21 protein-coding genes are annotated in these 24,621 nt (G+C 60.3%); 16 read left to right on the forward strand and 5 right to left on the reverse strand.

Features of this window, described 5'->3' with window-relative positions; translation table 11 throughout:
- Positions 1-79: 79 nt before the first annotated feature.
- The 10 genes from PMX72_RS03075 to PMX72_RS03120 all read left to right on the forward strand — a co-directional run bounded on the left by PMX72_RS03075 (position 80) and on the right by PMX72_RS03120 (position 12,316).
- Positions 80-592 carry a PTS sugar transporter subunit IIA gene (locus tag PMX72_RS03075; protein ID WP_158549283.1) on the forward strand — a complete coding sequence of 171 codons (513 nt, stop codon included), beginning with the start codon at positions 80-82 and terminating at the stop codon, positions 590-592.
- 18 nt (positions 593-610) lie between these two features.
- Positions 611-1,465, forward strand: coding sequence for a PRD domain-containing protein (locus tag PMX72_RS03080; RefSeq protein WP_117862088.1), 855 nt, complete (start codon positions 611-613; stop codon positions 1,463-1,465).
- Positions 1,466-1,564: 99 nt separating this feature from the next.
- Positions 1,565-3,181 carry a PTS transporter subunit EIIC gene (locus PMX72_RS03085; protein WP_271728980.1) on the forward strand — a complete coding sequence of 539 codons (1,617 nt, stop codon included), beginning with the start codon at positions 1,565-1,567 and terminating at the stop codon, positions 3,179-3,181.
- A 3-nt stretch (positions 3,182-3,184) separates the two neighbouring features.
- Positions 3,185-4,567 carry a 6-phospho-alpha-glucosidase gene (locus tag PMX72_RS03090; RefSeq protein ID WP_271728979.1) on the forward strand — a complete coding sequence of 461 codons (1,383 nt, stop codon included), beginning with the start codon at positions 3,185-3,187 and terminating at the stop codon, positions 4,565-4,567.
- Positions 4,568-4,824: 257 nt separating this feature from the next.
- Positions 4,825-6,657: an NAD(P)-binding protein gene (locus PMX72_RS03095; RefSeq protein ID WP_271728978.1), complete on the forward strand. Its 1,833-nt coding sequence runs from the start codon at positions 4,825-4,827 to the stop codon at positions 6,655-6,657.
- The gene (locus tag PMX72_RS03100) at positions 6,651-8,462 is read left to right on the forward strand and encodes an NADH-dependent [FeFe] hydrogenase, group A6 (RefSeq protein ID WP_271728977.1); all 1,812 of its coding nucleotides are present in this window, start codon (positions 6,651-6,653) and stop codon (positions 8,460-8,462) included. The genes PMX72_RS03095 and PMX72_RS03100 overlap by 7 nt, the downstream gene beginning before the upstream one ends.
- 2 nt (positions 8,463-8,464) lie before the next feature.
- Positions 8,465-9,508, forward strand: a complete 1,044-nt coding sequence (locus PMX72_RS03105) for an ABC transporter substrate-binding protein (protein ID WP_271728976.1) — start codon at positions 8,465-8,467, stop codon at positions 9,506-9,508.
- A gap of 3 nt (positions 9,509-9,511) precedes the next feature.
- Positions 9,512-10,888, forward strand: a complete 1,377-nt coding sequence (locus tag PMX72_RS03110) for an ATP-binding cassette domain-containing protein (protein WP_271728975.1) — start codon at positions 9,512-9,514, stop codon at positions 10,886-10,888.
- 215 nt (positions 10,889-11,103) lie between these two features.
- The gene (locus tag PMX72_RS03115) at positions 11,104-11,307 is read left to right on the forward strand and encodes a type II toxin-antitoxin system RelB/DinJ family antitoxin (RefSeq protein WP_117637355.1); all 204 of its coding nucleotides are present in this window, start codon (positions 11,104-11,106) and stop codon (positions 11,305-11,307) included.
- Between the two features lie 88 nt (positions 11,308-11,395).
- The gene (locus PMX72_RS03120; protein WP_271728974.1) at positions 11,396-12,316 is read left to right on the forward strand and encodes a CPBP family intramembrane glutamic endopeptidase; all 921 of its coding nucleotides are present in this window, start codon (positions 11,396-11,398) and stop codon (positions 12,314-12,316) included.
- Here the strand turns inward: PMX72_RS03120 and PMX72_RS03125 are convergent.
- Entirely contained in the window at positions 12,313-14,448 is a 2,136-nt protein-coding gene (locus PMX72_RS03125) for a YgiQ family radical SAM protein (RefSeq protein WP_271728973.1), read from the reverse strand. The two genes, PMX72_RS03120 and PMX72_RS03125, sit on opposite strands and share 4 nt — an antisense overlap.
- A 253-nt stretch (positions 14,449-14,701) precedes the next feature.
- Here PMX72_RS03125 and PMX72_RS03130 point away from each other — a divergent pair, with 253 nt between their 5' ends.
- Positions 14,702-15,418 carry a YoaK family protein gene (locus PMX72_RS03130; protein WP_117862013.1) on the forward strand — a complete coding sequence of 239 codons (717 nt, stop codon included), beginning with the start codon at positions 14,702-14,704 and terminating at the stop codon, positions 15,416-15,418.
- A 121-nt stretch (positions 15,419-15,539) separates the two neighbouring features.
- Here the strand turns inward: PMX72_RS03130 and PMX72_RS03135 are convergent, their stop codons facing one another.
- Positions 15,540-16,076 carry an LURP-one-related/scramblase family protein gene (locus PMX72_RS03135; RefSeq protein ID WP_117639794.1) on the reverse strand — a complete coding sequence of 179 codons (537 nt, stop codon included), beginning with the start codon at positions 16,074-16,076 and terminating at the stop codon, positions 15,540-15,542.
- 415 nt (positions 16,077-16,491) lie between these two features.
- Between PMX72_RS03135 and fucO the strand changes: the two genes are divergently transcribed.
- The 3 genes from fucO (at position 16,492) to PMX72_RS03150 (ending at position 20,464) form a co-directional block, all read left to right on the forward strand.
- Positions 16,492-17,658 carry a lactaldehyde reductase gene (gene fucO, locus PMX72_RS03140; protein ID WP_022094861.1) on the forward strand — a complete coding sequence of 389 codons (1,167 nt, stop codon included), beginning with the start codon at positions 16,492-16,494 and terminating at the stop codon, positions 17,656-17,658.
- Between the two features lie 274 nt (positions 17,659-17,932).
- Positions 17,933-18,952: a M42 family metallopeptidase gene (locus PMX72_RS03145; protein WP_271728972.1), complete on the forward strand. Its 1,020-nt coding sequence runs from the start codon at positions 17,933-17,935 to the stop codon at positions 18,950-18,952.
- A gap of 138 nt (positions 18,953-19,090) precedes the next feature.
- Positions 19,091-20,464, forward strand: coding sequence for a hypothetical protein (locus PMX72_RS03150; RefSeq protein WP_271728971.1), 1,374 nt, complete (start codon positions 19,091-19,093; stop codon positions 20,462-20,464).
- Between the two features lie 8 nt (positions 20,465-20,472).
- Here the strand turns inward: PMX72_RS03150 and mnmA are convergent, their stop codons facing one another.
- A complete protein-coding gene (gene mnmA / locus PMX72_RS03155; protein ID WP_271728970.1) occupies positions 20,473-21,573 on the reverse strand; it encodes a tRNA 2-thiouridine(34) synthase MnmA in 1,101 nt (366 codons plus the stop codon).
- A 181-nt stretch (positions 21,574-21,754) separates the two neighbouring features.
- The gene (gene cysK / locus PMX72_RS03160; protein WP_271728969.1) at positions 21,755-22,693 is read right to left on the reverse strand and encodes a cysteine synthase A; all 939 of its coding nucleotides are present in this window, start codon (positions 22,691-22,693) and stop codon (positions 21,755-21,757) included.
- A gap of 253 nt (positions 22,694-22,946) precedes the next feature.
- Here cysK and PMX72_RS03165 point away from each other — a divergent pair, with 253 nt between their 5' ends.
- On the forward strand, positions 22,947-23,375 hold the full coding sequence (locus PMX72_RS03165) for an RrF2 family transcriptional regulator (RefSeq protein WP_055250949.1): 429 nt from the start codon (positions 22,947-22,949) through the stop codon (positions 23,373-23,375).
- A gap of 136 nt (positions 23,376-23,511) precedes the next feature.
- Here PMX72_RS03165 and PMX72_RS03170 read toward each other — a convergent pair whose 3' ends face one another.
- A complete protein-coding gene (locus PMX72_RS03170) occupies positions 23,512-23,877 on the reverse strand; it encodes a phage holin family protein (RefSeq protein ID WP_118079521.1) in 366 nt (121 codons plus the stop codon).
- A gap of 323 nt (positions 23,878-24,200) precedes the next feature.
- On the opposite strand from PMX72_RS03170, the gene PMX72_RS03175 reads away from it, so the two are divergent.
- Positions 24,201-24,500, forward strand: a complete 300-nt coding sequence (locus tag PMX72_RS03175) for a YerC/YecD family TrpR-related protein (protein WP_022094855.1) — start codon at positions 24,201-24,203, stop codon at positions 24,498-24,500.
- Positions 24,501-24,621: the final 121 nt, after the last annotated feature.

A 24,621-nucleotide genomic window follows, 5' to 3' on the forward strand; every position in this document is an offset into this window, starting at 1 on the left:
AAGTCTTTGAACGGGTGTGTCTCTATGGATGCATTCGCTTGATTTTGGTTGGGCTATATTTATGAAGGGACATGCCACCATGGGTTTCTTTTCTCGCCTGATGGGCGGTTCGGATGAGCAGAAGACTGCAACTTCCGAGTTCGAAATCCTCGCTCCTGTTTCCGGCGAGCTTGTTCATCTAGAAAATACCAATGACCCCGCTTTTAGCAGCCGTGCCGTGGGCGATGGCGTTGCCGTGGTTCCCCAAGAGGGAACGGTGTGCGCTCCTGTTTCCGGTACCGTCGCGGCGCTGTTCCCGACCGAGCATGCACTGGGCATCATGTCCGACGACAGCTCTGCTCAGGTGATGCTGCATATCGGAATCGACACTGTTAAACTTGAGGGCAAGGGCTTCCATGCGCTTGTTGCCCAGGGTGACCATGTCGACGCGGGCCAGCCCCTCGTTGAGGTCGATTTTGACGCGGTCCGCGCCGCCGGCTTCGATCCCACGGTCTTCGTTATTGTATGCGAGCGTTCGGAGAACTCGACTCTTCGTGAGCATGCTTCCGGCCCTGTTGCTGTTAAAGAGCCTGTCGTCTGGCTTTCCGAGTAAATTCTTGTGGTGGGTACCGTGGTTATCAAGCGAGTTTTCAACAATAACGTCGCAATGGTCACTTCGGACGATGGCTCCGAGCTCATTGTCATCGGTCGAGGCCTCTGCTTTGGCCGTCATGCCGGCGACGCTATCGATGAAGCATCGGTCGAAAAGACCTATGCGCTGCAGGAGGGCACTTCTCAGGATTCGCGTACGATTGACCGCTTGGCACATCTTTTGGAGTCCATTCCCACCGTCAACCTCGTGATTTCCGAGGACATTGTTCAGATGCTCCGTCGAGAGCTCAATGTTGATATCAACGACAAGATTCTCATTGCTCTCGCAGACCATATCAGTCTTGCTTTGGAGCGCGAGCGTAAGGGCGTCCCCTGCGAGAATCCGTTGCTGCTCGAGATCCAGCAGTTCTATCGCAAGGAGTATGCGCTTGCGGGCCGTGCGCTGCAGATTATCAAGGAGTATATGGGCATCCAGATGAGCGAAGAAGAGCAGGGTTTTATTACGCTGCATATCGTCAACGCCACCATGCCGCAGCGCTCTGACCGTCTGATTGTTTCGGTCCAGCTTGTTCGCGACGTGCTCGCGATTGTTTCCGAGCACTATGCCACGACCCTTGACGTCACCTCGTTGCCGTACGAGCGTTTCGTTCGCCATCTGCAGTTTTTTGCGCAGCGGGCGCTCGATCCCGCGGCGGGGCAGGTCAATGGCGACGCGCTGTTCCGTATCGATGAAACGGCGTATCCGAGGGCGTTCTCGTGTGCGGAGTCAATTGCCGACCACTTAGCGTCTACCTATAACGTTGTCGTTACCGATGCCGAGAAGAGTTATCTCGCATATCACATTGTTAACCTGCTTGGAGAACCTGGTCTCTAGGCATAACGTGCCCACACATCGATTGATATAAGGCAAGGCTCACGGTCTTGTCCAGGGCACATCTGTCTTAATTTGCGGAAAAGGAAGGGGAGTACCGCTATGACCGCAAAAAAGAAGTTCAATTTCAAAGCGCCGTTGGAGGTGTTCGCGAAGTCAATCGTTCAGCCGATGATGTATCTCTCGGTTGCCGGCATTCTGCTCATCGTGGGCATTATTCTGACCAACAAGACCATTTGCGCCTTGATCCCCGTACTGGGCTCCGGTCCGTTCCAGCTTGTGGGCGCCGTTGTCTATCAGTCGCTGATGTTTATCATCAACAACCTCTCGATTCTGTTCTGCGTGGGCATCGCCGGCGCCATGGCAAAGAAGAACAAGGGCCATGCTTCGCTGATCGCCCTGATGTCGTTCTTCCTGTTCCTGCAGGCTAACAACATCGTGCTCAACGCCACCGGCTCTCTTGCCGAAGCGAGCGGCATGCTCGGTCTTACCGGAACCGGCCAGAGCACCGTTATGGGCATTCAGGTGCTCGATACCGGCGTGTTTGGCGGCATCATTCTTGGTTGCATCACCGGTGCCGTGTTCAACAAGTACTCGAACAAGCAGTTCCCCATTGCCCTTTCGATGTTCTCGGGCGTTCGCTTCCCGTTCCTGATCATGATCATCATTTCCTGGATCATGGGTGCTGGCTTCTGCATCGTTTGGCCTCCGGTTCAGGGTGCCATCTCCTCCGTTGCCGGCATCATTAAGGAGTCGGGCAACATCGGTCTGTTTATCTACGGCATGCTCAACAAGCTGCTCTTTCCTACCGGTCTGCATCACCTCATCTACACCCCGTTCCAGTTCTCCGATGTGGGCGGCACCCTGACGCTGGGTGATCAGGTTATCGCCGGCGCCTATCCCATCCGTGTTGCCGAGATGGCAATGACGGGCCAGCCCTTCTCCGATAGCACCTACTTCAACAGCTACACCTTCAACAACCTGTGGCCCTACATCGGTATCGGTCTCGCCTTTATCTTCACCGCTTACAAGGGGAACAAGGATAAGACCAAGGCCGTTATCATCCCGCTGATCATCACCGCCGTGCTCTCCTGTGTCACCGAGCCCATGGACTTCCTCTTTGTCTTTGCCGCTCCCGTGCTCTTTGTTGTTCACTCGGTTCTTTCCGGTATCTTCCTGGTCCTGCTCAAGGTCCTCTCCGTGCCCGCTTCGACTGCAGGCGGCATCATCAACATCGTGGTTTCCAACCTGGTCCTTGGTGTCGATAAGACCAACTGGCCGATGATGCTCGTGCTCGGAGTCGTCAACGCCGCTCTGTACTTCTTCCTCTTCACCTTCCTGATTAAGAAGCTCAACCTCCACACGCCTGGCCGCGAGGAGGAGTCCGAGCTCGTCGAGTCCGTTGCCGAGGGCGAGGCCGCCGCGTCTGTCGCGGTGAAGCAGGGCGCTGTTGCCGCGGCCCCCGCAGAGGGCGTCGATGCAGGTATTGCCGACCTGGTCGCAGGTCTTGGTGGCAAGGACAACATCGAGGAGCTCGAGAACTGCTTTACGCGTCTCCGCGTGAACGTTAAGAACCCGGACCTCATCAATGAGGACCTCATCAACCACGTGCCCAACAGCGGCATCAACCGCAACGGCAATAATATCCAGATCATCTTTGGCATGAAGGTCGCCGAGATGCGCGACAAGGTCGAAAACGCAATTGAGAAGGAGCAGTAAACAATGATCATTACTCTGTGTGGTGGCGGATCCACCTTTACCCCCGGCATCGTCAAGTCCATCGCCCTGCGCAAGGACGAGCTCGACGTTGACGAGATTCGTCTGTACGACATCAACGAGGAGCGTCAGCGCAAGATCGGCGTGCTCGTGGACTGGATTTTGCACGAGGACCTTGGCCTGGACATCAAGCTTACGGTGACCACCGACAAAAAGACGGCTTTTACCGACGCGAGCTTCGTGTTTGCCCAGATGCGCGTGGGCGGCTACGCCATGCGCGAGCAGGACGAGAAGATTCCGCTGCGCCACGGTTGCGTGGGCCAGGAGACCTGCGGCTGCGGCGGCCTTGCCTACGGCATGCGCACCATCTTCCCCATGGTCGAGCTGATCGATGACGTTGAGAAGTACGCCAAGAAGGACTACTGGATTCTCAACTACTCCAACCCTGCTGCCATCGTGTCCGAGGGCTGCCGCGTGCTGCGTCCCAACGCTCGCATCATCAACATCTGCGACATGCCGATCGCGATCATCGACGTGGTTTGCGCCGCACTCGATATCGACAAGAAGGATGTCGAGTACGATTACTTTGGCCTCAACCACTTTGGTTGGTTCACCTCGATCCGCCACAAGGGCGAGGAGGTGCTCCCGCAGCTGCGCGAGTACATCAAGGAGCATGAGATTCTGCTGCCCGACTCCTACCTCAAGGGCATGGGCTCGCTCATGGCAAAGAAGCCCGAGGAGGCCACTGACGAGCACCCCGAGCAGAACCGCCACACCAAGGGCAGCTGGTACTACGTCTGGAAGGGCGAGTACGAGATCATAGAGTGCTTCCCGGAGTACCTGCCCAACACGTATCTGAACTACTACCTGCAGCAGAAGGAGTTCGTCGAGCATTCCAACCCCGAGCGCACCCGTGCTAACGAGGTTGAGGAGACGCGTGAGAAGAACCTCTTCGACGGCATCGACCACTACGAGAAGACGGGCGAGATCGACGAGAGCACGTTCTATGCGGGCAGCCACGGCGACTGGATTGCCGATCTGGCTATCGCTCTGAAGAACGACACCAAGCAGCGCTTCCTGGTCATTTGCGAGAACAAGGGCGCTATCCCCAACATGCCCTACGACGCTATGGTCGAGCTGCCTGCCTACATTGGCAAGAATGGCCCCGAGGTCATCAGCCGCGACAACATTCCTCTGTTCCAACAGGGCCTCATGATGCAGCAGCTGAACTCCGAGAAGCTCGTGGTCGAGGCTACGATCGAGGGTTCTTACGAGAAGGCGCTCAAGGCCTTTACGCTGAACAAGACCGTGCCTTCGATGAAGGTCGCCAAGGAGGTTCTCGACGACATGATCGAGGCCAACAAGGGTTACTGGCCCGAGCTTAAGTAAAAGCAACAGGGTCGCTGGCCGCATACCTGGAGCAATGCCCCGTCCACGTGATTGCGTGGGCGGGGCATTGTCATTTGGTAACGCGTTTTACCAAATATGGCATTTATCTGCGGTAATGTTCTATTTCACCGCCGAGGGTGACATTTCATACCGCCTGCCGAACTGCGTGGAGACCTAACAACTTTTTAGGTCAGTGTTGTGCGTGTAGCAACTTCGCCCGGTCTCGCCTCCGGGCTGCCATGTGAGAGGGGATCTTTATGGCACGACTGCACGTAATGGAACGCAGCCACGCTCAGGCCGTCATGGACGATCTGCACGATGCGCTCGGACGTCGTCTGGCGGTGAGTTCGCTCGCCCCGTGTCCCGTTGAGTTTACGGCAGCGCTCGTCAACCTGTGCTCCACCCAGAGCTGCGGCAAGTGCACACCTTGCCGTGTGGGCCTGAGCGCGCTGAGCGACCTGCTCGCCGATGTGCTCGAAGGGCGCGCCGATGAGTCCACGCTCAACCTGATTGAGCGCACGGCCCGCACCATCTACCTTTCGAGCGACTGCGCCATCGGCTACGAAGCCGGCGCCATGGCACTCACGGCCATTCGCGGCTTCCGTGACGATTTTGAGCATCACATCCGCGAGCACTCCTGCGGCTTTGACCGCGAGGCCCGCGTCCCGTGCGTCTCGGGCTGCCCGGCGCACGTCGACATTCCCGGGTACATCTCGCTGGTCGAGGCCGGCCGCTATGCCGACGCCGTCAAGGTCATCCGCAAGAACAATCCGCTGCCGCTCGTCTGCGGCTTGGTGTGCGAGCATCCCTGCGAGATGCACTGCCGCCGTGGTATGGTCGACGACCCCATGAACATCCTCGCCCTCAAGCGTTTTGCCGTCGAGCACAGTGACCTCAACGATCACAAGCCGCATGTGGTGGACAACACCGGTAAGCGCGTCGCCGTGATCGGCGGCGGCCCGGCCGGCCTTTCCTGCGCCTATTATTTGGCCGTGATGGGCCACAAGGTGACGATTTTTGAGCAGCGTCACCACCTGGGCGGCATGCTGCGCTACGGCATTCCCAGCTACCGTCTGCCGCGCGAGCGCCTACAGGCCGAGATCGACTGGATCCTGAGCTCCGGCATCGACGTGGAGCTCGACCACTCCGTCAACGGCGAGGAGCTTGCCCGTCTGCGCGACGAGTTCGACGCCGTCTACCTGGCCATCGGTGCCCACAGCGACAAAAAGCTCGGCCTTCCGGGCGAAGAGGCGCTCGGCGTGGAGTCGGCCGTCAAGATGCTGCGTGCCATCGGCGACGACGAGCTGCCCAACCTGGGCGGCCGGCGTGTGTGCGTCATCGGCGGCGGCAACGTTGCCATGGACGTGGCTCGCTCTGCCGTGCGCTGCGGTGCCGAAAAGGTAAGCATCGTCTACCGCCGTCGCATCTGCGACATGACGGCCCAGGACGCCGAGATCGCCGGCGCCCAGGCCGAGGGCTGCGAGGTGCTGGAGCTGACGGCCCCGCTCGCCATCGAGACCGGCGAGGACGGTCGCGTGTGCGGCCTGCGCGTGCAACCGCAGATTATCGGCGAGCCCCGCCGTGGTCGCCCGGCCCCGCGTGCCGCCGCTACGCCCGAGCGTGTCATCCCCTGCGAGCGCGTGTTTGTGGCCATTGGCCAGGACATCGATTCCAAGCCGTTTGAGGAGATGGGCATTGCCTGCAAGTGGGGCTGCGTCGTCACCGACTCGGACGGCGCCGTGCCCAACTTCGACGGCCTCTTTAGCGGCGGCGACTGCCAGACCGGCCCCGCCACCGTCATCCGCGCCATCAACGCTGGCCGTGTGGCCTCGGCAAACATTGACCGCTACCTGGGCTTTGATCACAAGATTAAACTCGAGGTCGAGCTGCCGACCGTCCAGTTTAAGGGCAAGCACGAGTGCGGTCGCTGCGAGCTGGGCGAGCGCGAGGCCGGCGAGCGTATTCACGATTGGAATCTGGTCGAGCAAGGTCTTACCGAGCAGGAGGCGCGCCAGGAGGCGAGCCGCTGCCTGCGCTGCGACCACTTTGGCTTTGGTGCGTTCCGCGGAGGGAGGAACCTGGAATGGTAGAGCTCAACAACCCCACCGTCAGCGACAACACCGAAAACGGAGCGCATAACATGGTCAAGCTCACGATCGATAATTGCGAGGTCGTGGTGTCCGAGCACACCACGATCCTGGATGCAGCCAAGTCCGTCGGCATCCAGATTCCCACCCTGTGCTATCTGCGCGATCTAAACGAGATCGGCGGCTGCCGCGTGTGCGTGGTCGAGGTCGAGGGCTGCGACCAGCTGGTTGCCGCCTGCAACAACTACGTGCTCGACGGCATGGTGGTCCACACCAACAGCCCCAAGGCTCGCGAGGCTCGTCGCACCAACGTGCAGCTGCTGCTGTCGCAGCACGATGCGCAGTGCGCGAGCTGCGTGCGCAGCGGTAACTGCAACCTGCAGACCATCGCCAACGACCTGGGCATTTTCTACCTGCCGTATCAAAAGCACTTGGCGCGCGAGGGCTGGGACTTCGATTTTCCCATCATTCGCGACAACGACAAGTGCATCAAGTGCATGCGTTGCATCAAGGTGTGCGAAAACGTGCAGGGGCTGGGGATTTGGGACCTGACCAATCGCGCCACGCACACCGCCGTGGGTACCCGCGGGCGCGCGCCGATTGGCAAGACCGATTGCGTCGCATGCGGCCAGTGCATCACGCATTGCCCGACGGGCGCGCTGCGCGAGCGTGACGACACCGAGACCGTGTTCGACGCTCTCGCCGATCCCGACAAGATCGTGCTGGTGCAGATCGCGCCGGCTGTGCGTAGCGCTTGGGGCGAGGAGCTCGGCATCCCGCGCGAGGAGGCCACCGTCGAGCGCCTGGCGTGCGCGCTGCGCCGCGTGGGCTTTGAGTACGTGTTCGATACCGATTTCTCGGCCGACCTCACCATTATGGAGGAGGGCTCCGAGTTGCTCGAGCGCCTGGGTAAGGCCGCCAAGGGCGAGGGCGACAGCCGCGGCTGGCCCATGTTCACGAGCTGCTGCCCGGGCTGGGTGCGCTTTGTGAAGGCGCGCTATCCGGAGTTTGTCGACAGCCTGTCCACGTCCAAGTCGCCGCAGCAGATGTTCGGCGCCATTGCCAAGACGTACTACGCCAAGGTGTTGGGCGTGGAGCCCGAGCGCCTGTTCGTGGTGTCCGTGATGCCGTGCACGGCCAAGAAGGCCGAGTGTGCGCTGCCGAGCATGGTGGGCGAGGGCGGCGTGCCCGATGTGGACGTTGCGCTGACGGTGCGCGAGATGGTACGCATGATTCGCGCGAGCCACGTGAGCGTCGACACGCTTACCGAGGAGCCGCTCGATACGCCGCTGGGCTTCGGCACGGGCGCGGGCGTGATCTTTGGCGCCACAGGAGGCGTGATGGAGGCTGCCGTGCGCTCGGCCTATTACCTGGTGACGGGCAAGAACCCCGATGCGGATTTCTTTACCGACGTGCGTGGCCTGAATGGCTGGAAGGAGGCCGTGGCCGATATCGATGGCACCAAGGTGCGCGTCGCCGTGGCGCACGGGCTGGGCAACGCTGCCCGCCTGCTCGATGCGATTCGCGACGGCCGTGCGAGCTATGACTTCGTCGAGGTCATGGCGTGCCCGGGCGGCTGCGTCGGTGGCGGCGGTCAGCCCATTCACGACGGCTGCGAGCTGGCAGCCGAGCGCGGTCAGGTGCTGTGGGGCCTGGATGCCGCTGCGGACATTCGCTTCTCGCACGAGAATCCCGATGTTCAGGCATGCTATCGCGAGTTCTTGGGTGCGCCGCTCTCGCCGCTGGCCGAGGAGTTGCTGCATACCGATCATCACGCGTGGACGATGCCCAACGAAGGGATGTGCTAACGATGCGCGCGTTTGAATTTGAGCTTTCGCGCCGAGGGTTTGCCTCGGCGCTTGCCGCGGGCGCGCTGTCGCTTGCGTTGGCTGGCTGCAGCGGCGGGGCTGCGGGGGCGGGCTCTGCCGGGTCTGCGCCGAGCGGCGCTGCCGCCGAGTCGGTCGAGGTGCACGTCGCCTCGCTCAAGGGGCCGACGTCAATCGGTCTGGTGCAGTTTATGGACCAGGCGGTGAGCGGCGAGACAGATAACGAGTTCGACTTTGCGATCAGCGCCGCTGCCGACGAGATCGTGCCCAAGGTCATTCAGGGCGATGTCGATATTGCCCTGGTGCCCGCCAACGTGGCGAGCGTGCTCTACAACAAGACCGAGGGCGCGGTGCAGGTCATCGACATCAATACGCTCGGCGTGCTGAGCGTGGTGACGGGCGACGCGGGCGTGATCTCGTTTGGCGACCTGGCGGGCCGCACCGTCTATATGACGGGCAAGGGCACCACGCCGGAGTACGTCATGAACTACCTGCTGGAGCGCGCAGGTCTGACTGGCCAGGTGACGCTCGAGTTTAAGAGCGAACCCACCGAGGTGCTGTCGGCCCTGCTTGCCGACCCGTCCGCCGTGGGCGTGCTGCCGGAGCCGTTCAAGACAGCTGCCATCGCAAAGAGCGAGGGCAAGCTGTCGGCTCCGGTAAGCCTGACCGATGTGTGGGACGAGCTGGTAGGAGACACGGGCTCGCGCTTGCTGACGGGTGTGACCGTGGTGCGCCGCGCGTTTGCCGAGGAACATCCCGAGGCCGTGGCGGAGTTCTTGAGCTGCCATGCGGCGAGCGTTAAGGCTGTCAATGCGGCGCCAGCAGACTGGGCGCAGGCCGTGGTCGATGCCGGCATCGTGGATAACGCCAAGATCGCCGAGAAGGCGATTCCCGGGTGCATGCTCGTGTGCCAGACGGGGAAAGATATGAAGGCGGCGCTCGGTGGGTACCTGCAGGTGCTGGCCGATGCGGACGCGAGTGCCGTGGGCGGTAAGCTCCCGGCTGACGATTTTTACTACATGGAGTAGCCCGTGCGTGCGTTTGCTCGACACATGACTGAGCGTGCGAAGGCGGTGGCGGCAGTGGGTGCCGTCGCCGCCTTTTGGCTTGCCGTGTGGATCTTTGCGGCGTCGCTGGTGGCGCAGCCGCTGATCTTGCCGGGGCCGGGTGCTGTTGCCTTGGCGCTTCTGCGCCTGGTGTGCGATGGCGGTACCTGGGCGATTTTGGCGGGCTCGGGCGCGCGGATACTGGGCGGGCTGGCGCTTGCCGCGGTGTGTGGTGGCGTGCTTGCCGGGATTTCGTCACGTTCGCGTGCGTTTGCGCGCCTGGTGGCTCCGGCGCTGTCGTTTGTGAAGGCGACACCGGTTGCCTGCGTGGTGGTCCTGTTGCTCATTTGGTTGGGGTCGGCGCGCGTGAGCATTGCAGCGGTCTTTTTGATGGCACTGCCGGGCGTGTATTTCTCGCTGGTCGAGGGTTTGACGCAAACGGATGAGCCACAGGAGCAGATGTTTCGCCTGCATGGCGTGCGGGGCTGGCGACTGTTTTGCGCCCATACCTGGCGCGAAGTCCTGCCGTTTGTGCTTTCGTGTGCGCGTGCCGTGATTGGCATGAGCTGGAAGGCCGGCGTGGCAGCCGAGCTCATCGGCATGGCGGTGGGCACCGTGGGTGAGCGCATCTATCAGGCGAAGCTTTTGATCGAGACGGCTGATCTGCTGGCGTGGACCGTGCTGGTCGTTGCCGCCTCGTGGGCGTGTGAGCGCGTGCTGGTGTGGCTGCTGCGGGTTTCGGGACCCGTGGCGTGGCGCGTGGCCGTGCGGGCGCATGGGCGCGGCGCTCGCGGGCGTGCGGGGGCTGCCGGGGGCGGCGCTGCGGCGGAGCTTGCGCTCGCCGTGGGCGAGCGGGCGCCCTGGGCTCCGGCGCTCGACGGACTGACACTCCGTGTGCCCGCCGGTGGGCGCGCCTGCGTGATGGGCGCCTCGGGTGTGGGCAAGTCGACGTTGCTTGCGCTGGCTGCGGGGGAGTGCGCGCCGTGCTCCATGGTGTTTCAGGACGTGCGCTTGGTTGAGGACGTTTCGGCTTTGGAAAACGTGCTGGTGTGCGCCGACGCGCGCGTGGACGCCTCGGGTGCCGCGGCCCTGCTGCGCCTGTTGGTGCCGGGGGTCGATTTGCATGCTCGCGTGGCCGAGCTCTCGGGTGGGCAGCGTCGTCGCGTCGAGATTGCCCGAGCACTGCTGTGCCCGGGCGGCGCGGTGATTCTGGACGAGCCCTTTACCGGCCTGGATGTCGTCGCGCGCGATGCGACGGCCGAGGTCGTGCTCGATCTGCTCGACGGTCGCATGCTCCTACTCGCCACACACGATGCCGCTGACGCTCGGGCCCTCAATATCTCGGACATCATCACGCTCTAAATACTAACTCAGCAACAAAATGATTCGTTTTCCTCCGCCCCCATGGGGTCGGGTGTGCTATTCTATCTGCGGGGTAATACTTAGGAATACCAAGTAATACCAGCGCAGCAGAAACAAACTCCGGATGCGGGCCAATCGGGTTGCCTTCACAGCCCGTCGCCCAGCCGCGTGGCCCGCATCTATCCGCACCACCGTCGTTTCAAAAAGGAAGCGCCATGGCAGAACACATGACCCCGGTTGTCGCGAAGGTCTTGCCCGAGGAAAAGGCGGCCTTCGCGGCGGCAACCCAGCTCGTGGGCACCACGCCGTCCAACGCCATCCGCATGTTTATCGCCGCGTTCAATCGCTGCGGCACCTTCCCGTTCGACATCTCGCCCAACGGGGCCTTTGGCATTTCGCCCGATTCTCATCAACAATGACTGTCCCAAACTGCCGGCACTTAGGGACGTTCCTTTTCTGCCGGCAGTTAAGGAACGTCCCTAAGTGCCGGGTTTTGAGGAGGTTGGCATGCTCAATGCGCTGGTTTGGGCGCTTGCCTGTTTTGGCGTCGTCGCTGCCGATATTGCCCTGAGCGTCGTTTTGTTCTCCGCCCTTGGCGTCGCATCGGTGTTCATGGGTTTTTCGATCGATGACCTCGACATTCAATTGCTTCAGGCCGTCGCGCAGACGGCATCGTTTTTAATGGCGCTGCTGTGGTGGCGTTATCTGTGGCCGCGTTCGTTTATGGCGCGCTGGCAGGGCGAGCGTCCGCTTGGCGGGGGAGCGCGTGGGGCGTGGAAACGCATCGCATGCGTTATCGTGATTGGCCTGGCCCTGCAGGTGGTCATTGGCTACGTGACCGACGCCGTGCTGTCGCTGTTGCCCGAGGCGGCGGCCGATTACAGTGAACTTGTCGAGGAAACGGGCATGGGCGACACGAGCTACTTGGCTGTCCTGACCACGGTGCTTGGCGCTCCGTTTTGCGAGGAACTGCTGGTGCGCGGCATCATTTTTGAGTTTTCGCTCCGAGCGTTTAACCCGCAGTGCCGTCCGCTTTGGAAACGCCGGCGTCGCGCGCGGGCGCAGGACGGCGCCATGGTACCTTGGGCGGCCCCAAACACGTGGGGTATCGCCGCGGCGATTGTGCTGCAGGCGGCTATCTTTGGCTTTATGCATATGAACTGGGTGCAGGGCTGCTACGCGGGTGCCGCCGGTCTGGTCTTTGGCTGGGTGCTCGTGACGACCGGAAAGCTCCGCTACACGATTCTGCTGCACTTTGCCTTTAACGCCGGGTCATACCTCATGGCCCTGCTGTGGTTTGTGAACACGCCGCTCGACGTGACAATTACGGTCGCTATCGCCGGCGTCATCCTCGTTGAGGCGATGCGCTCACTGCGCCAAGCGTGCCAACAGAGCGCTGCGACCACATCTACCGCATTCCCGCACTAATTGCGGCGTCCGCCTCCGTTGGCGCCCTGACGCCCCTGGGCCGCGCGATTGCGGCCTGCGGTGTTCTGTGCGCGCGACATGCCGCCATGGCCCTTGCTGCCCTTAGGCCCCTTGCCGGCGGCGCCACCGTGGGCCTTGCCACCCTTCTTGCCGGTGCCATGCCCGCCGCTGGCCGATGTCTCGCCCGGGCGCGGGGGCACGGGGCGAATCAGGCAATGCTTGGTGTAGCCAATCAGATCGCGGCGGCCGGCTTTTTCCAACGCCTCGCGCACGAGCTTGTAGTTCTCGGGTTTGCGATACTGGATGAGCGCACGCTGCATGGCCTTCTCGTGCGGGTCGCGCGCCACATAGATCGGCTGCATGGTACGCGGATCTACGCCGGTGTAGTACATGCACGTCGACATGGTGGACGGGGTGGGGTAGAAGTCCTGCACCTGCTCGGGCATATAGCCCATGTCGCGTACGGCCTCGGCAAGGTCCACGGCTTCCTTCATCGTCGAGCCAGGGTGGCTCGAGATCAGGTACGGCACCACGTACTGCTTGAGTCCGTATTCACGGTTCAAGCGTTCAAATTTATGGCAGAACGCGTCGTAGACGGCTCGGCTCGGCTTGCCCATCACGGAGAGCACCGCATCGCTCACGTGCTCGGGTGCCACGCGTAGCTGGCCCGAGACATGGTGCTCTAACAGCTCGCGCAAAAACTCGTCCGAGGCATCGGCCATGGTGTAGTCAAAGCGGATGCCACTGCGGACAAAGACCTTCTTGACGCCCGGCAGCTGGCGGAGGTCGCGCAGCAGCTGCGTGTAGCCGCTCTCGTCGACCACCATGTTCTTGCACACGCTTGGCCACAGGCAGCGCTTGTTCTTGCACACGCCGTGCTTGAGCTGCTTGTCGCAGGCGGGACGGCTAAAGTTGGCTGTCGGTCCTCCCACGTCGTTGATATAGCCCTTAAACTCGGGATCGTGCGTGAGCAGCTTGGCCTCGCGCATGATCGAGTCGTGGCTGCGCATCTGCAGCACGCGGCCCTGGTGGAAGGTGAGGGCGCAAAACGAGCACTCGCCAAAACAGCCGCGGTTGGAGCTAATGGAAAACTTGATCTCGGCAAAGGCCGGTACGCCGCCCGCCGCGTCGTAGTCGGGATGCCAATCGCGTGCGTAGGGGAGCTCGGCCACCTCGTCCATCTCATCGGTCGTTAACGTCGCCGACGGCGGGTTCTGCACCACATAGACGCTGTTGGGGTAGGGTTCTACCAGGCGATGTCCGGTGATGGGGTCCATATTCTGCTGCTGCACGTTAAAGCTGCGCGCGTAGTTGAGCTTGTCGGCGGCAAGGTCGTCCCAGCTGGGCAGCAGGTCGTAGTCGTAGACCTCGTCGAGCGAACCCGTGCGGTAGACGGTGCCGTTGATATAGGTGATCTGGTCGACGGGCAGTCCCGCGTCGAGCGCGTCGGCGATCTCGACAATCGCGTGCTCGCCCATGCCGTAGATGAGGATGTCGGCGCCCGAGTCGAGCAACACCGAACGCTTGAGCTTGTCCTGCCAGTAGTCGTAGTGGGCCAGACGGCGCAGGCTTGCCTCGATGCCGCCGATGATGATGGGAACGTCCTTGAACGTCTGGCGGATGAGGTTGCCGTAGACCGTGACGGCACGATTGGGGCGGTGCCCCTCCTCGCCACCGGGAGTATAGGCGTCGGTGTGGCGGCGGTGCTTGGTCACCGAATAGTGGTTGACCATGGAGTCCATGTTGCCGGCGCTGACCAAAAAGCCCAGGCGCGGCTCGCCGAGCACCGTGATGCTGGCGGGATCGGTCCAGTCGGGCTGGCAGATGATTCCTACCTTGTAGCCGTGCGCGTCGAGCACGCGGCTGATGATGGCCATGCCAAAGCTCGGATGGTCCACGTAGGCATCGCCGCAGATGTAGACAAAGTCGCACTGGTCCCAGCCGCGCGCATCCATGTCGGCGCGGCTGACGGGGAGGAACTTATCGCGGCCCGGGCGCCAGGGGCGGGCGGGCGCTGCTGGAGTATGAGTGGTGTGCCCACCCTGCGCCTTGCCGCCGCGCTTTTGCTGCTGGCCCTGTTTGCCCTGCTGACTGCGCTGGTTGTTCTGAGCGTGCTGAGGCTTTTTTGCCACGATCCCTCCCGGTGTTTGTATGCTGCACGTAATTGTAACCAGTCTTTTTGGGACGGGGCTAAAAAGACTGGTGGAGAACATGAGCTGGCGGATTGGCGCGTCGGTGCGGGTGTCGTTTGTTTCCAGGCTGTGTATCTGCGCGTTGGAGAACCCGTCTCGCGCGCACGCCATGTTGTCAATGGGTTACAGTATGAACGGCGGCTATGTTTCCGCCAACGCACGAGAGAGTCGTCAACAAGGAGGATGCACGACGATGCAGCGTGCCAAACAGATATCGGAATCTATTGAGCTGGGCATCATCTTGGCGCTCGCCGGTGGCTTTATGGACGTTTATTCGTACATTGGGCGCGACCACGTTTTCGCCAACGCGCAGACGGGCAACATCCTGCTGGTGGGCGTGAGCATCTCGGAGGGCAACTGGGCGCTGGCGGGACGCTATTTCTTTCCCGTGGTGTCGTTTGCCGTGGGCATTATGCTTGCTGACCTGGTTCACGAGCGGTTTGGCAGTGTGATTCACTGGCGCCAGGTGACGGTGTTCTTTGAAGCCGTCATCTTGCTGGGCGTGAGTTTTATTCCCGGTGGCGATTTCAACCTGCTCGCCAACTGCCTCACTTCGTTTGCCTGCGGCATGCAGGTCGAGAGCTTCCGCAAGATCCACGGTCACGGCATCGCCACGACCATGTGCATCGGCAACTTGCGCAACGCGCTGCAAAACGTGGATGATTACATCATCACCCACAAGCGCGGCTTTTTGGAAAACGGCCTGCTGTACTTTGGCGTGATCTTTACCTTTGTGTTTGGCGCTGTGCTGGGCAACTGGTGTATTGAGCGCATAGGCCTGCACGCCATCGTCGTGGCGAGCGTGCTGCTGTTTGTCGCGTTTGCCATCATGTTCATCGACCGCGAGCGCGACTTGCGTTTTCGCTGGAAGGTTGCGGCCGAGGCTTGGAAAGAGGGCTGCCGAAAGTAACCGAATGCGGCAAAGGGACAGCCCCTTTGCCGCATTATTTTTCATCTCTATGTAGTACAGCTTCAGGAGCCAGAAAAAACTATCTAGCTCCTGAATGTTGTTACGAACTGCTTTTTGCAATTTATTCGAGATGCTCTTCAATCCGAGCCCTCAGAAGGGCAATGGCTGTGGGTATTCCAATTGCGGCGGCTAATTCGGCTTTATCCAAAACCTGTATGTTAAAGCACGATTGTTTATCACATTGAAGGACGTTAACTGAAGATAGTTTCACTTCCCGTTGACTGAATATATCGTAATCTCCAAATAGGAAGTTACCTTTTATTGTGTAATTCGGTATGTTCGTTACGCACTTCATCTCAAGTCTGTTTAGGCCATAATCGAACACCGCAACTTCCTTGTGTTCGATGATGAGCGCAACCCTGGGCATGTTACTAAAACCACCGTCGACGACAGTAAAGAGCTTTTCATTTGCATCGTCATAAACGGTGTATTTAAGACTCAATAGCTGTCCTAGTGGACCCGTGAACCCATGTCTTTTGATGTTGAGGTTGTCTCCCGCTGGGTTGACGAGAGCCAGAGCATGCGGATAAGGGTTACCTTCAATTGAGATTCGATATTCGTTTGTAGCCGTCTTGCTCGATTTAGGACCAGTAGCCATCACGCGTCATCGCCTCGATCGAATTGGAACCGTCTTCTGCTTCGTGCGGAGAATTACGCTGTATGTTGCAGTACATGCAGCTGCAATAACCGCATGGGCAATTTCTAACAAAATGAATGACACTATTTGCTGCATGCATATTAATTACTATAAAGTATCCTTTTATAAACGTATTGTCAAACATATATTGCTAAAACAGAAACAATTTATAGACTGAGTTGGTCGTATTCTTTGGGCAATTGCTCCTATAATCTAGCCTTCGCTGCAGTCGGGAGGGAAGGACTGGGGCTCCGTTATTATGTTGAAACGCTTTAACACTTTTGACGTTCTCATGCATTTTTTGTTCCAAAAGCGTTAGGATGGGACACATAGCGTGGGGCGTAATGGGCGCCCCGCACACGATGGGAGGCTATCAATGGCTAATCGTTTCGTTCTCAACACCATTTCTTATCATGGTTCTGGCGCCATCAAGGAGATCCCCGGCGAGCTCCAGCGTCGTGGCTACAAGAAGATCTTCGTCTGCTCCGACCCCGACCTGGTCAAGTTTGGCGTTACCGCCAAGGTAACCGACGAGCTCGACGCCGCCGGTATTGCTTGGAGCCTCTACTCCGAGATTAAGCCCAACCCCACCATCCAGAACGTCAAGGACGGCGTCGAGGCCTTTAAGGCCGCCGAGGCTGACGCTATCGTGACCATCGGTGGTGGCTCCTCCATGGACACCGCCAAGGCTATCGGCATCATCATCAACAACCCCGAGTTCGCCGATGTCCGCAGCCTCGAGGGCGTTGCTCCGACTAAGAACCACGCTGTGTTCACCATCGCCGTGCCGACGACCGCCGGTACCGCTGCCGAGGTAACCATCAACTACGTCATCACCGACCCCGAGAAGGTCCGCAAGTTCGTGTGCGTCGACACCAACGACGCCCCTGAGGTCGCCGTCGTCGACCCCGACATGATGGCTTCCATGCCCGCCGGCCTGACCGCTTCCACTGGCATGGACGCTCTGACCCACGCCATCGAGGGCTACACCACCAAGGGCGCTTGGGAGCTCTCCGACATGTTCCACTTTGAGGCTATTAAGCTGATCAGCGAGAACCTGCGCGACTCCGTTGCCGAGGCCAAGTCCGGCCAGCCCGGCTCCGGCCGCGAGGGCATGGCTCTTGGTCAGTATGTCGCCGGCATGGGCTTCTCCAACGTTGGCCTGGGCATCGACCACGCCATGGCTCACACCCTGTCCGCTCACTACGACACTCCGCACGGCGTCGCTTGCGCCATGCTGCTGCCGATCGCCATGGAGTTCAACAAGCCGGTTTGCGCCGAGCGCCTGGCCAAGGTCGCCGTCGCCATGGGCGTTGACACCACGGGCATGAGCACCGACGAGGCCGCCGACGCCGCCATCGCCGCCGTTAAGCAGCTCTCTGCCGACGTGAACATCCCGCACGTCTGCGAGGCCATGAAGGCCGACGAGATCGAGGTCCTGGCCAAGGACGCCATGGCTGACGCCTGCTTCCCGGGCAACCCGCGCGAGGCGACGCTCGACGACGTCATCGAGCTCTTCAAGAAGATCTGCCCGGCTGCCTAACCTGGTTCGGCGGGCCCCGCCCGTTAGCCCCAGAATCGTCCTCGGACATGTCGGAGGCCCCGCTGCGCACTACGTGCGGCGGGGCCTCCTTCTGTCCTGCGGAAAGATTCTGGGGCTAACGGGCGGGGCCCGCCGGCTCGTTGTCGTGGCGGGCGCTGTTCGGAAGAGCTCGATGGGTCATCTCGCTGGGTAAATATTTGTGCGTGATGGTATCGTTGTTGGGGCTTTTACTGATTACGGGATGTTGACTTTGGAGTTGTGGATGGTGTCCCAAATGGATTCTACGCTTGGTTTTATTACTGACCAGCTTAAGGCGCTGACTTCTATTGCCTCGCCTACGGGCTTTACTCGTGCGGCGACTGATTATCTGATGGAAACCCTGCGCGATATGGGCTTTGAGCCCGAGCGCTCCAATAAGGGCAATGTGCTGGTTGAGCTCGGCGGCGAGGGGGAGCCGCTCGTGTTGGCGAGCCATGTCGACACGCTTGGCGCCATGGTGCGATCCATTAAGGACAATGGTCGCCTGCGTCCCACGACGCTCGGCGGGCATCAGTGGTCTACGGCCGATGGCGAGAACTGTACCGTTTACACGCGCGATGGCAATGTCTACACGGGTGTGGTTCTCAACACCGAGCCTTCGGCGCATGTGGCCGATGAGCCGGTCAAGACCATCGAGAAGAACATGGAGATCTTGCTCGACGAGAACGTCGATAGCAAGGACGATGTGCTCGAGCTGGGTATTCAGACGGGCGATATCATCGCTATGGATCCGCGTACCACGGTGACGGAGAGCGGCTACATCAAGAGTCGCTTCCTGGATGACAAGCTGTCGGCGTCGATTCTGCTGGGTTTGGCTCGCGCCGTTGCCGACGGCGAGGTGACCCTTTCGCGCAAGGTATCGCTGCTCTTTACCGTGTACGAAGAGGTCGGCCACGGCGGTGCCTTCGTGCCGGCCGACACGCGCGAGATGATCAGCGTTGACATGGGCTGCGTGGGCGACGACCTGGGCTGCACCGAGCGCATGGTGTCGATTTGCGCCAAGGATTCGGGCGGTCCGTACAACTACGACCTGGTAACCACGCTGTCCAACATCGCGCGCGAGCTGGAGCTCGATTACGCCATCGACGTGTACCCGCATTACGGCTCCGACGTCGAGGCCACGCTTTCGGCCGGCTACGACATTCGCCATGGTCTGATCGGCCCCGGCGTGTACGCGAGCCACAACTACGAGCGCAGCCACATCGACGGTGTGCGCAATACCTACGAGCTCGTCCGCGCCTACGTGCAGCGCTAGGGGAGCAGTTTGCGACTCGGCTGACCAATCGCTAAGGCCCGATTTTTCGGGCCTTTTTTCAATTCAGTCCGTTTAGTATTATCTTGTATAAGATAAGTTATCTTAACGCGTGAAATACTTAACGAGGTGATGCGGCGCATGGATACATCGGAATACTTATCTATGGGTGATGCCGCCCGTCTACTAGGCGTCACAAAGGCTCGCATATCGCAACTGGCGGCATCCGGAACGCTTGTGTGCGATATTGTGGGCGGCCGTAAGATGGTCGAGTACAATTCTGCGATCGCCTACCAAAAGGTCCGCAAGCGAGGACGCCGTCCTGCGGCCGATGTTGGACGCAAGTTTACGCTGATGTCGGCCGACCATGAGGTCGCGTATGTCTCATTTGATCCGACGCGCGAGTTCCCCTTCGAAATCGCCGAGGTCCTCGATGCGCAACGAATGCCGTTTGGCACATGCTCGAGCTCTTCTCCAACGGTGAATAAGCGGGAGCTCAATGTGTGGTGGAGCCATCGGTCGGTGCCCGATGTTCGTCCTGGGCTTATCTCGCGCTACCGCGAGCTGGGAATTGCCAGTGGCATTGAGGTGCCGGTTCAGTGCCTGGGTCTCTCGCTTTCGGATTGTTATTGGCTGCGGCCGGCCGATTGCGCCGAACTAAAATGGCAAAACATCAATTATTTTGAGAACGAATTTGAGCGATCGGCGCCCGAAGAGCGTTCGGGTTGGCTGGAAGGCATCGGTCTTAAAAATCCGGATAACACGTCCGAGGGCGAGCTTCCTAAATCGTGGATGATCCGAAACGGCATTCGCATTTTGGCTAAAGGATGCGGCATGGACGATCAGCGTCCCTTTAACGAGGCGGTTGCAACGGCTCTGCATCGTCGCTTGCTGTCGGAGGGCGAGTTTGTTCCTTATACAGTTGAGCGGATGTTCGATGGCCCTGTGTGTCTGTGCGACGACTTTCTTGACGGCCGCGAGGAATACGTTCCGGCTGTTTACGTTAAGGGCGCACTTGGTAGCCAGCGGGGAGACTCGACATACGATCGATACTGTCGCTACCTTGGCAAGCATGGTGCCGATGAGGCCGCTGTGAGAAGGTCTATGTCGCAGATGATTGTCTGCGATGCCCTTTTGGCCAACAGCGACCGCCATTGGCGAAACTTCGGCATCATCCGTAATGTCGACACCCTGGAGATAAAACCTGCACCGCTGTTCGATAGCGGCAACTGTCTGTGGTATAACGTGCCAACCGTCTTGCTCGCGGCTGGGGAGTTTGGGTTTTCCGCTAAGCCGTTTGGGCCCGACCCTTCCGCTCAGCTGGCGCTTGCGGACTCGCTCGATTGGTTCGATTCATCTCGGCTCAACGGATTTGTTGATGAGGCGATCGAGATTCTTTCGCAGAGCGAATGGGCGACGGCGGAGGGTCGACTCGAGGCCATTTGCCGCGGCCTCGAGCGTCGCGTAATCGAGGTTGGTGCCGCTGTTGAGGTACTTCGACACGTGCAGCGATAAACCCACGGCTACTTAAGTGCGCCGGTCACGGTACCGCCGCCCAGGACGATGTCGCCGTGGTAGACGACGACGGCCTGGCCGGGGGCGAGGGCTCGTTGCGGCTCGTCAAAAGTTAGCAGCATTTGTCCGCCGGCGCCACGTGTAAGGGTCGCTGCCTGGTCTTTCTGACGGTAGCGGTATTTGGCGCCCACGCGAATGCCGCCGGCATCCAGCTCGGCCTCCATGCGGTCGGCAGGGGCGCTCCAGATCCACTCATCGGCCGTGAGGGCAGCGGCGGTCAGATCTTCGGCCTCGCCCAGATGCACGGTGTTGTTGGCGGCGTCGACGCCCGTCACATACACGGGATGCGCCATCGCGACGCCCAGACCCTTGCGCTGGCCGATGGTGTAGCGCAGCGCGCCGTTGTGGCGCCCGACCACGTTGCCGTCGCGCCACACAATGTCGCCCGGTGCAGCGGCATGTCCGCAGCGGCGCTCGATATAGCCCGCGTAGTCACCGTCTGGAATAAAGCAGATGTCCTCGCTTTCGGCCTTCTGAGCGTTGGTAAAGCCCTGCTCGGCGGCTATGCGGCGCACGTCGCGCTCTTTGTCTAGGCCTGCCAGCGGAAAGATCGTGTGTGCCAGGCGTTCCTGCGTAAGCGAATACAAAAAGTAGCTCTGGTCCTTTTTGGGATCTTCGCCGCGATGTAGCTGCCAGGTGCCGTCTGCCGCCTGGCTTGTTTTGGCGTAATGTCCCGTTGCGATGTAGTCGCAGCCCATATCTAGCGCCGCATCGAGCAGCGCGCCAAACTTAATGTGGCGGTTGCAGATGATGCACGGGTTGGGCGTCAGTCCTTCCTGGTAGGCGTTCACAAAGCGCTCGATCACGTTGCGGTCGAAGGTCTGCTGCAAGTCGAGCACATGGTGCGGAATGCCTAGGCGCTCGGCGACGGCCTTCGCGTCGGCGATGTCGCGATCGACTTTGCTCATACCTGTTGCGGGGTCGGGCGCGGGGCAGGTGAGACGCATGGTGGCGCCGACGCATTCGTAGCCCTGGCTTTTGAGCAGATATGCGGTCACGCTGGAATCGACGCCGCCGCTCATGGCGACGAGCACGCGCTTGTTGTGCATGAGGAGGTTCTCCTTGGTGGCATGTGGCCAAAAAAGAAAAGCGGCGCGGGAGGCTGGTTCCGCGCCGCAGACATTGTAGCAAGTTCGGACGTCTCGTGGGACATCCTAACGAGATGGGCTCAGGCTGCCAGAAGAGAGGGAAGACCGGCGTGCCTTGGGCCTATCGACAAGTGACGGGCCCTTAGTCCTGGAAGAGCGCCGTGGACAGGTAGCGCTCGCCGGTGTCGGCAAGCAGGGCTACGATGGTCTTGCCTTCGTTCTCGGGGCGCTTGGCCAGCTGCAGCGCGGCCCACACGGCAGCACCGGACGAAATGCCCACGAGCACGCCCTCCTTGTGGCCCACGGCGCGGCCGGTGGCAAAGGCGTCCTCGTTCTCGACGGGGATGATCTCGTCGTAGACCTGGGTGTCGAGGACGTCGGGCACAAAGCCGGCGCCGATACCCTGGATCTTGTGCGGGCCTGCCTGGCCCTTGGAGAGCACCGGGGAGGTGGCGGGCTCGACGGCGACGACCTTAATCTCGGGGTTCTGCTCCTTGAGGAACTCGCCCACGCCGGTCACGGTGCCGCCGGTGCCGACGCCGGCGACGAAGATGTCGACCTGGCCGTCGGTGTCATCCCAGATCTCGGGGCCGGTCGTGGCCTTGTGGATGGCCGGGTTCGCGGGGTTCACAAACTGGCCGGCGAGTATGCTGTTGGGGGTCTCCTTCTGCAGCTCCTCGGCCTTGGCGATAGCGCCCTTCATGCCCTTGGAGCCGTCGGTGAGCACGAGCTGCGCACCGTATGCCTGCATCAGCTTGCGGCGCTCGACGGACATGGTCTCGGGCATGGTGATGATCACCTTGTAGCCGCGAGCCGCCGCCACCGAGGCGATGCCGACGCCGGTGTTGCCGCTCGTGGGCTCGATGATGGTGTAGTCACCGCCGCGCACGAGCTTGCCTGCCTTCTCGGCCTCGTCAATCATGTTCTTGGCGACGCGGTCTTTAACGGACCCGGCGGGGTTGAAGTATTCCAGCTTGACGAGCACGCGGGCCTTGAGGTCCTCATCGGCCTCGAAGTGGGTGAGCTCCAGGAGCGGGGTGTGGCCGATAAGCTGATCGATGGACGTGTAAACCTTGCTCATGATGAACCTCCAAAGTGTTCAAATGACTGGATCCCGTGTGGTTTTACGGTGCGTCTAGCAGCTAAACCCATAAACCTTATAGGTTGTTCGTTTAGCTGTTGGGAAGCATAGTAGACACCAAAGCCTAGTAATGCAATAGGAAATAGGAGATTATTGCAAGTTGATTAACCATCTTGACCGGAACGGGTATTTTCAAAGCCAATTTTTCGGCTAGAATTTCAACGGACTAAAAGACCGAAAGGCAGCACTATATATGTTGGTTTCTACTAAGGGCAGGTACGCCCTGCGCGTTATGGTCGACTTGGCCGAGCACCAGGCGGCAGGCCGCATTCCCCTCAAAGAGATCGCGGCGCGTCAGGGGATTTCTGAGAAATATCTGGAGAACATTTTGGCTACGCTCGTCCGCGCCAATATGCTCTCGGGCATGCGCGGCAAGGGTGGCGGCTACGTGCTCACGCGCCCGCCCGAGCAGTACACGGTGGGCGAGATCTTGCGCCTGACCGAGGGCAGCCTGGCACCGGTCGCATGCCTGGACGGCGACTGCAAGGGCTGCTCGCGTTCGGACGAGTGCCCCACGCTCGACGTGTGGAAGAACCTGGACAAGCTCATCAACGACTACCTCGACGGTGTGACGCTCGATGCGCTCGTTGCCCCCAACGAGGGCTACGACTACGTCATCTAGCCCCACCTGTCATTTGGGGACGGGGCAGAAATGCTGGATTTTCTTGCCCTCTGAGGCTCGACAAATGATAAGGCCGCCCATCGTTGCGATGGACGGCCTTCTTTAGGTGTGTTGTGGCGGTCCGAATCCGGTCGCTTTAGTTCCTGGCGACGCTGTCGAGAATGCTGCGCATGATGGATACCAGGATGCTGCCCATAAAGGCCGATCCAAAGCTGGCAATGGAGATACCCGCGCCCAGCAGATTGACCGACAGGTAGCTGGCCAGCTCGAGCATAAAGCTGTTGACCACAAGCTGAAAAATACCAAGCGTGATAATAGTGAGCGGCAGCGAGATGACCGTCAGGAACGGCTTTACGAGCGAGTCGACTATGTTGAGGAACAGTCCCACGAAGGCAAAACACACCCAGGCGTCGGCCATGCCGAAGGGCTGAATGCCGGGGACGAGAAACGTTGCGATCGCGATGGCGATTGAGGTAAAGAGCCAGTTAAGCATAAAGCGCATGGTGTGAATCCTTTCTTGCGCAAGACGTGGCAAAGAGGCGTGAGAGGCACATGCCTTTGCAACTCGGGTAGATGCGCGGGCACGGCCCTGTTTGGGCACCCATTGTTCCAGATATTCGTGGAGCTTGCGTGCGCATTCGGTTTCAAAACGGCGTTCGTCCTAAAAAACGTGCCGCTGGCAGAGAGTCTTGTCGCTTTAGTTTGGTGGTGTGCTAAACTGCTACGGGCAAAAGCCACAGGCGTTGCCCTATTGCATATTACGGGTGAACGATGCCCGATGTCAGTATCAACTTCGATGCCTTTTGGCGGGTTTGGCGGTGATCGATGAATATCGAGAACATGTTTGACAAGCCTGATGTCAAGCAGCTGGTCCACGCATTTAGCCTTTTGGACGACGAGAAAGATATCCAAGCGTTTTTGACCGATATCTGCACGCCGCGTGAGATTTGCGATCTATCGCAGCGTCTGCAAGTCGCGCGTTACCTGGACGAGGGCGAGCCCTATGTCGAGGTTCAGGCGCGTACCGGCGCTTCGTCCACCACGGTGAGCCGTGTATCCAAGGCGCTCAACGGCGAGTACGGTGGCTACCGCAAGATCCTCATTAAACTGGAGGATGGCGAGTAGGCCAGCGACAACATTGAATTACGAAGAGCCGTCCCTCCGGGGGCGGTTTTTTGATCCCCTGGGGACGGAGGAAAACGGATCACCGGGTTAGACTGACCCCCTCGATGATCCGTTTTCCTCC

This window comes from Collinsella aerofaciens (genome assembly GCF_028207065.1).
In the GTDB taxonomy this organism is placed as follows: Bacteria; Actinomycetota; Coriobacteriia; order Coriobacteriales; family Coriobacteriaceae; genus Collinsella; species Collinsella aerofaciens_AR.

What these genes read in the sequence shown, in the direction of transcription:
- PMX72_RS03095 (WP_271728978.1), top strand. Translation starts at nt 4,825, where the DNA reads ATGGCACGACTGCACGTAATGGAACGCAGCCACGCTCAGGCCGTCATG.
- PMX72_RS03165 (WP_055250949.1), top strand. Translation starts at nt 22,947, where the DNA reads ATGTTGGTTTCTACTAAGGGCAGGTACGCCCTGCGCGTTATGGTCGAC.
- cysK (WP_271728969.1), bottom strand. Translation starts at nt 22,693, where the DNA reads ATGAGCAAGGTTTACACGTCCATCGATCAGCTTATCGGCCACACCCCG.
- PMX72_RS03175 (WP_022094855.1), top strand. Translation starts at nt 24,201, where the DNA reads ATGAATATCGAGAACATGTTTGACAAGCCTGATGTCAAGCAGCTGGTC.
- PMX72_RS03145 (WP_271728972.1), top strand. Translation starts at nt 17,933, where the DNA reads ATGGATTCTACGCTTGGTTTTATTACTGACCAGCTTAAGGCGCTGACT.
- PMX72_RS03105 (WP_271728976.1), top strand. Translation starts at nt 8,465, where the DNA reads ATGCGCGCGTTTGAATTTGAGCTTTCGCGCCGAGGGTTTGCCTCGGCG.
- PMX72_RS03085 (WP_271728980.1), top strand. Translation starts at nt 1,565, where the DNA reads ATGACCGCAAAAAAGAAGTTCAATTTCAAAGCGCCGTTGGAGGTGTTC.
- PMX72_RS03170 (WP_118079521.1), bottom strand. Translation starts at nt 23,877, where the DNA reads ATGCGCTTTATGCTTAACTGGCTCTTTACCTCAATCGCCATCGCGATC.
- PMX72_RS03090 (WP_271728979.1), top strand. Translation starts at nt 3,185, where the DNA reads ATGATCATTACTCTGTGTGGTGGCGGATCCACCTTTACCCCCGGCATC.
- PMX72_RS03135 (WP_117639794.1), bottom strand. Translation starts at nt 16,076, where the DNA reads ATGGCTACTGGTCCTAAATCGAGCAAGACGGCTACAAACGAATATCGA.
- PMX72_RS03120 (WP_271728974.1), top strand. Translation starts at nt 11,396, where the DNA reads ATGCTCAATGCGCTGGTTTGGGCGCTTGCCTGTTTTGGCGTCGTCGCT.
- fucO (WP_022094861.1), top strand. Translation starts at nt 16,492, where the DNA reads ATGGCTAATCGTTTCGTTCTCAACACCATTTCTTATCATGGTTCTGGC.
- PMX72_RS03130 (WP_117862013.1), top strand. Translation starts at nt 14,702, where the DNA reads ATGCAGCGTGCCAAACAGATATCGGAATCTATTGAGCTGGGCATCATC.
- PMX72_RS03100 (WP_271728977.1), top strand. Translation starts at nt 6,651, where the DNA reads ATGGTAGAGCTCAACAACCCCACCGTCAGCGACAACACCGAAAACGGA.
- PMX72_RS03075 (WP_158549283.1), top strand. Translation starts at nt 80, where the DNA reads ATGGGTTTCTTTTCTCGCCTGATGGGCGGTTCGGATGAGCAGAAGACT.
- PMX72_RS03115 (WP_117637355.1), top strand. Translation starts at nt 11,104, where the DNA reads ATGGCAGAACACATGACCCCGGTTGTCGCGAAGGTCTTGCCCGAGGAA.
- PMX72_RS03150 (WP_271728971.1), top strand. Translation starts at nt 19,091, where the DNA reads ATGGATACATCGGAATACTTATCTATGGGTGATGCCGCCCGTCTACTA.
- mnmA (WP_271728970.1), bottom strand. Translation starts at nt 21,573, where the DNA reads ATGCACAACAAGCGCGTGCTCGTCGCCATGAGCGGCGGCGTCGATTCC.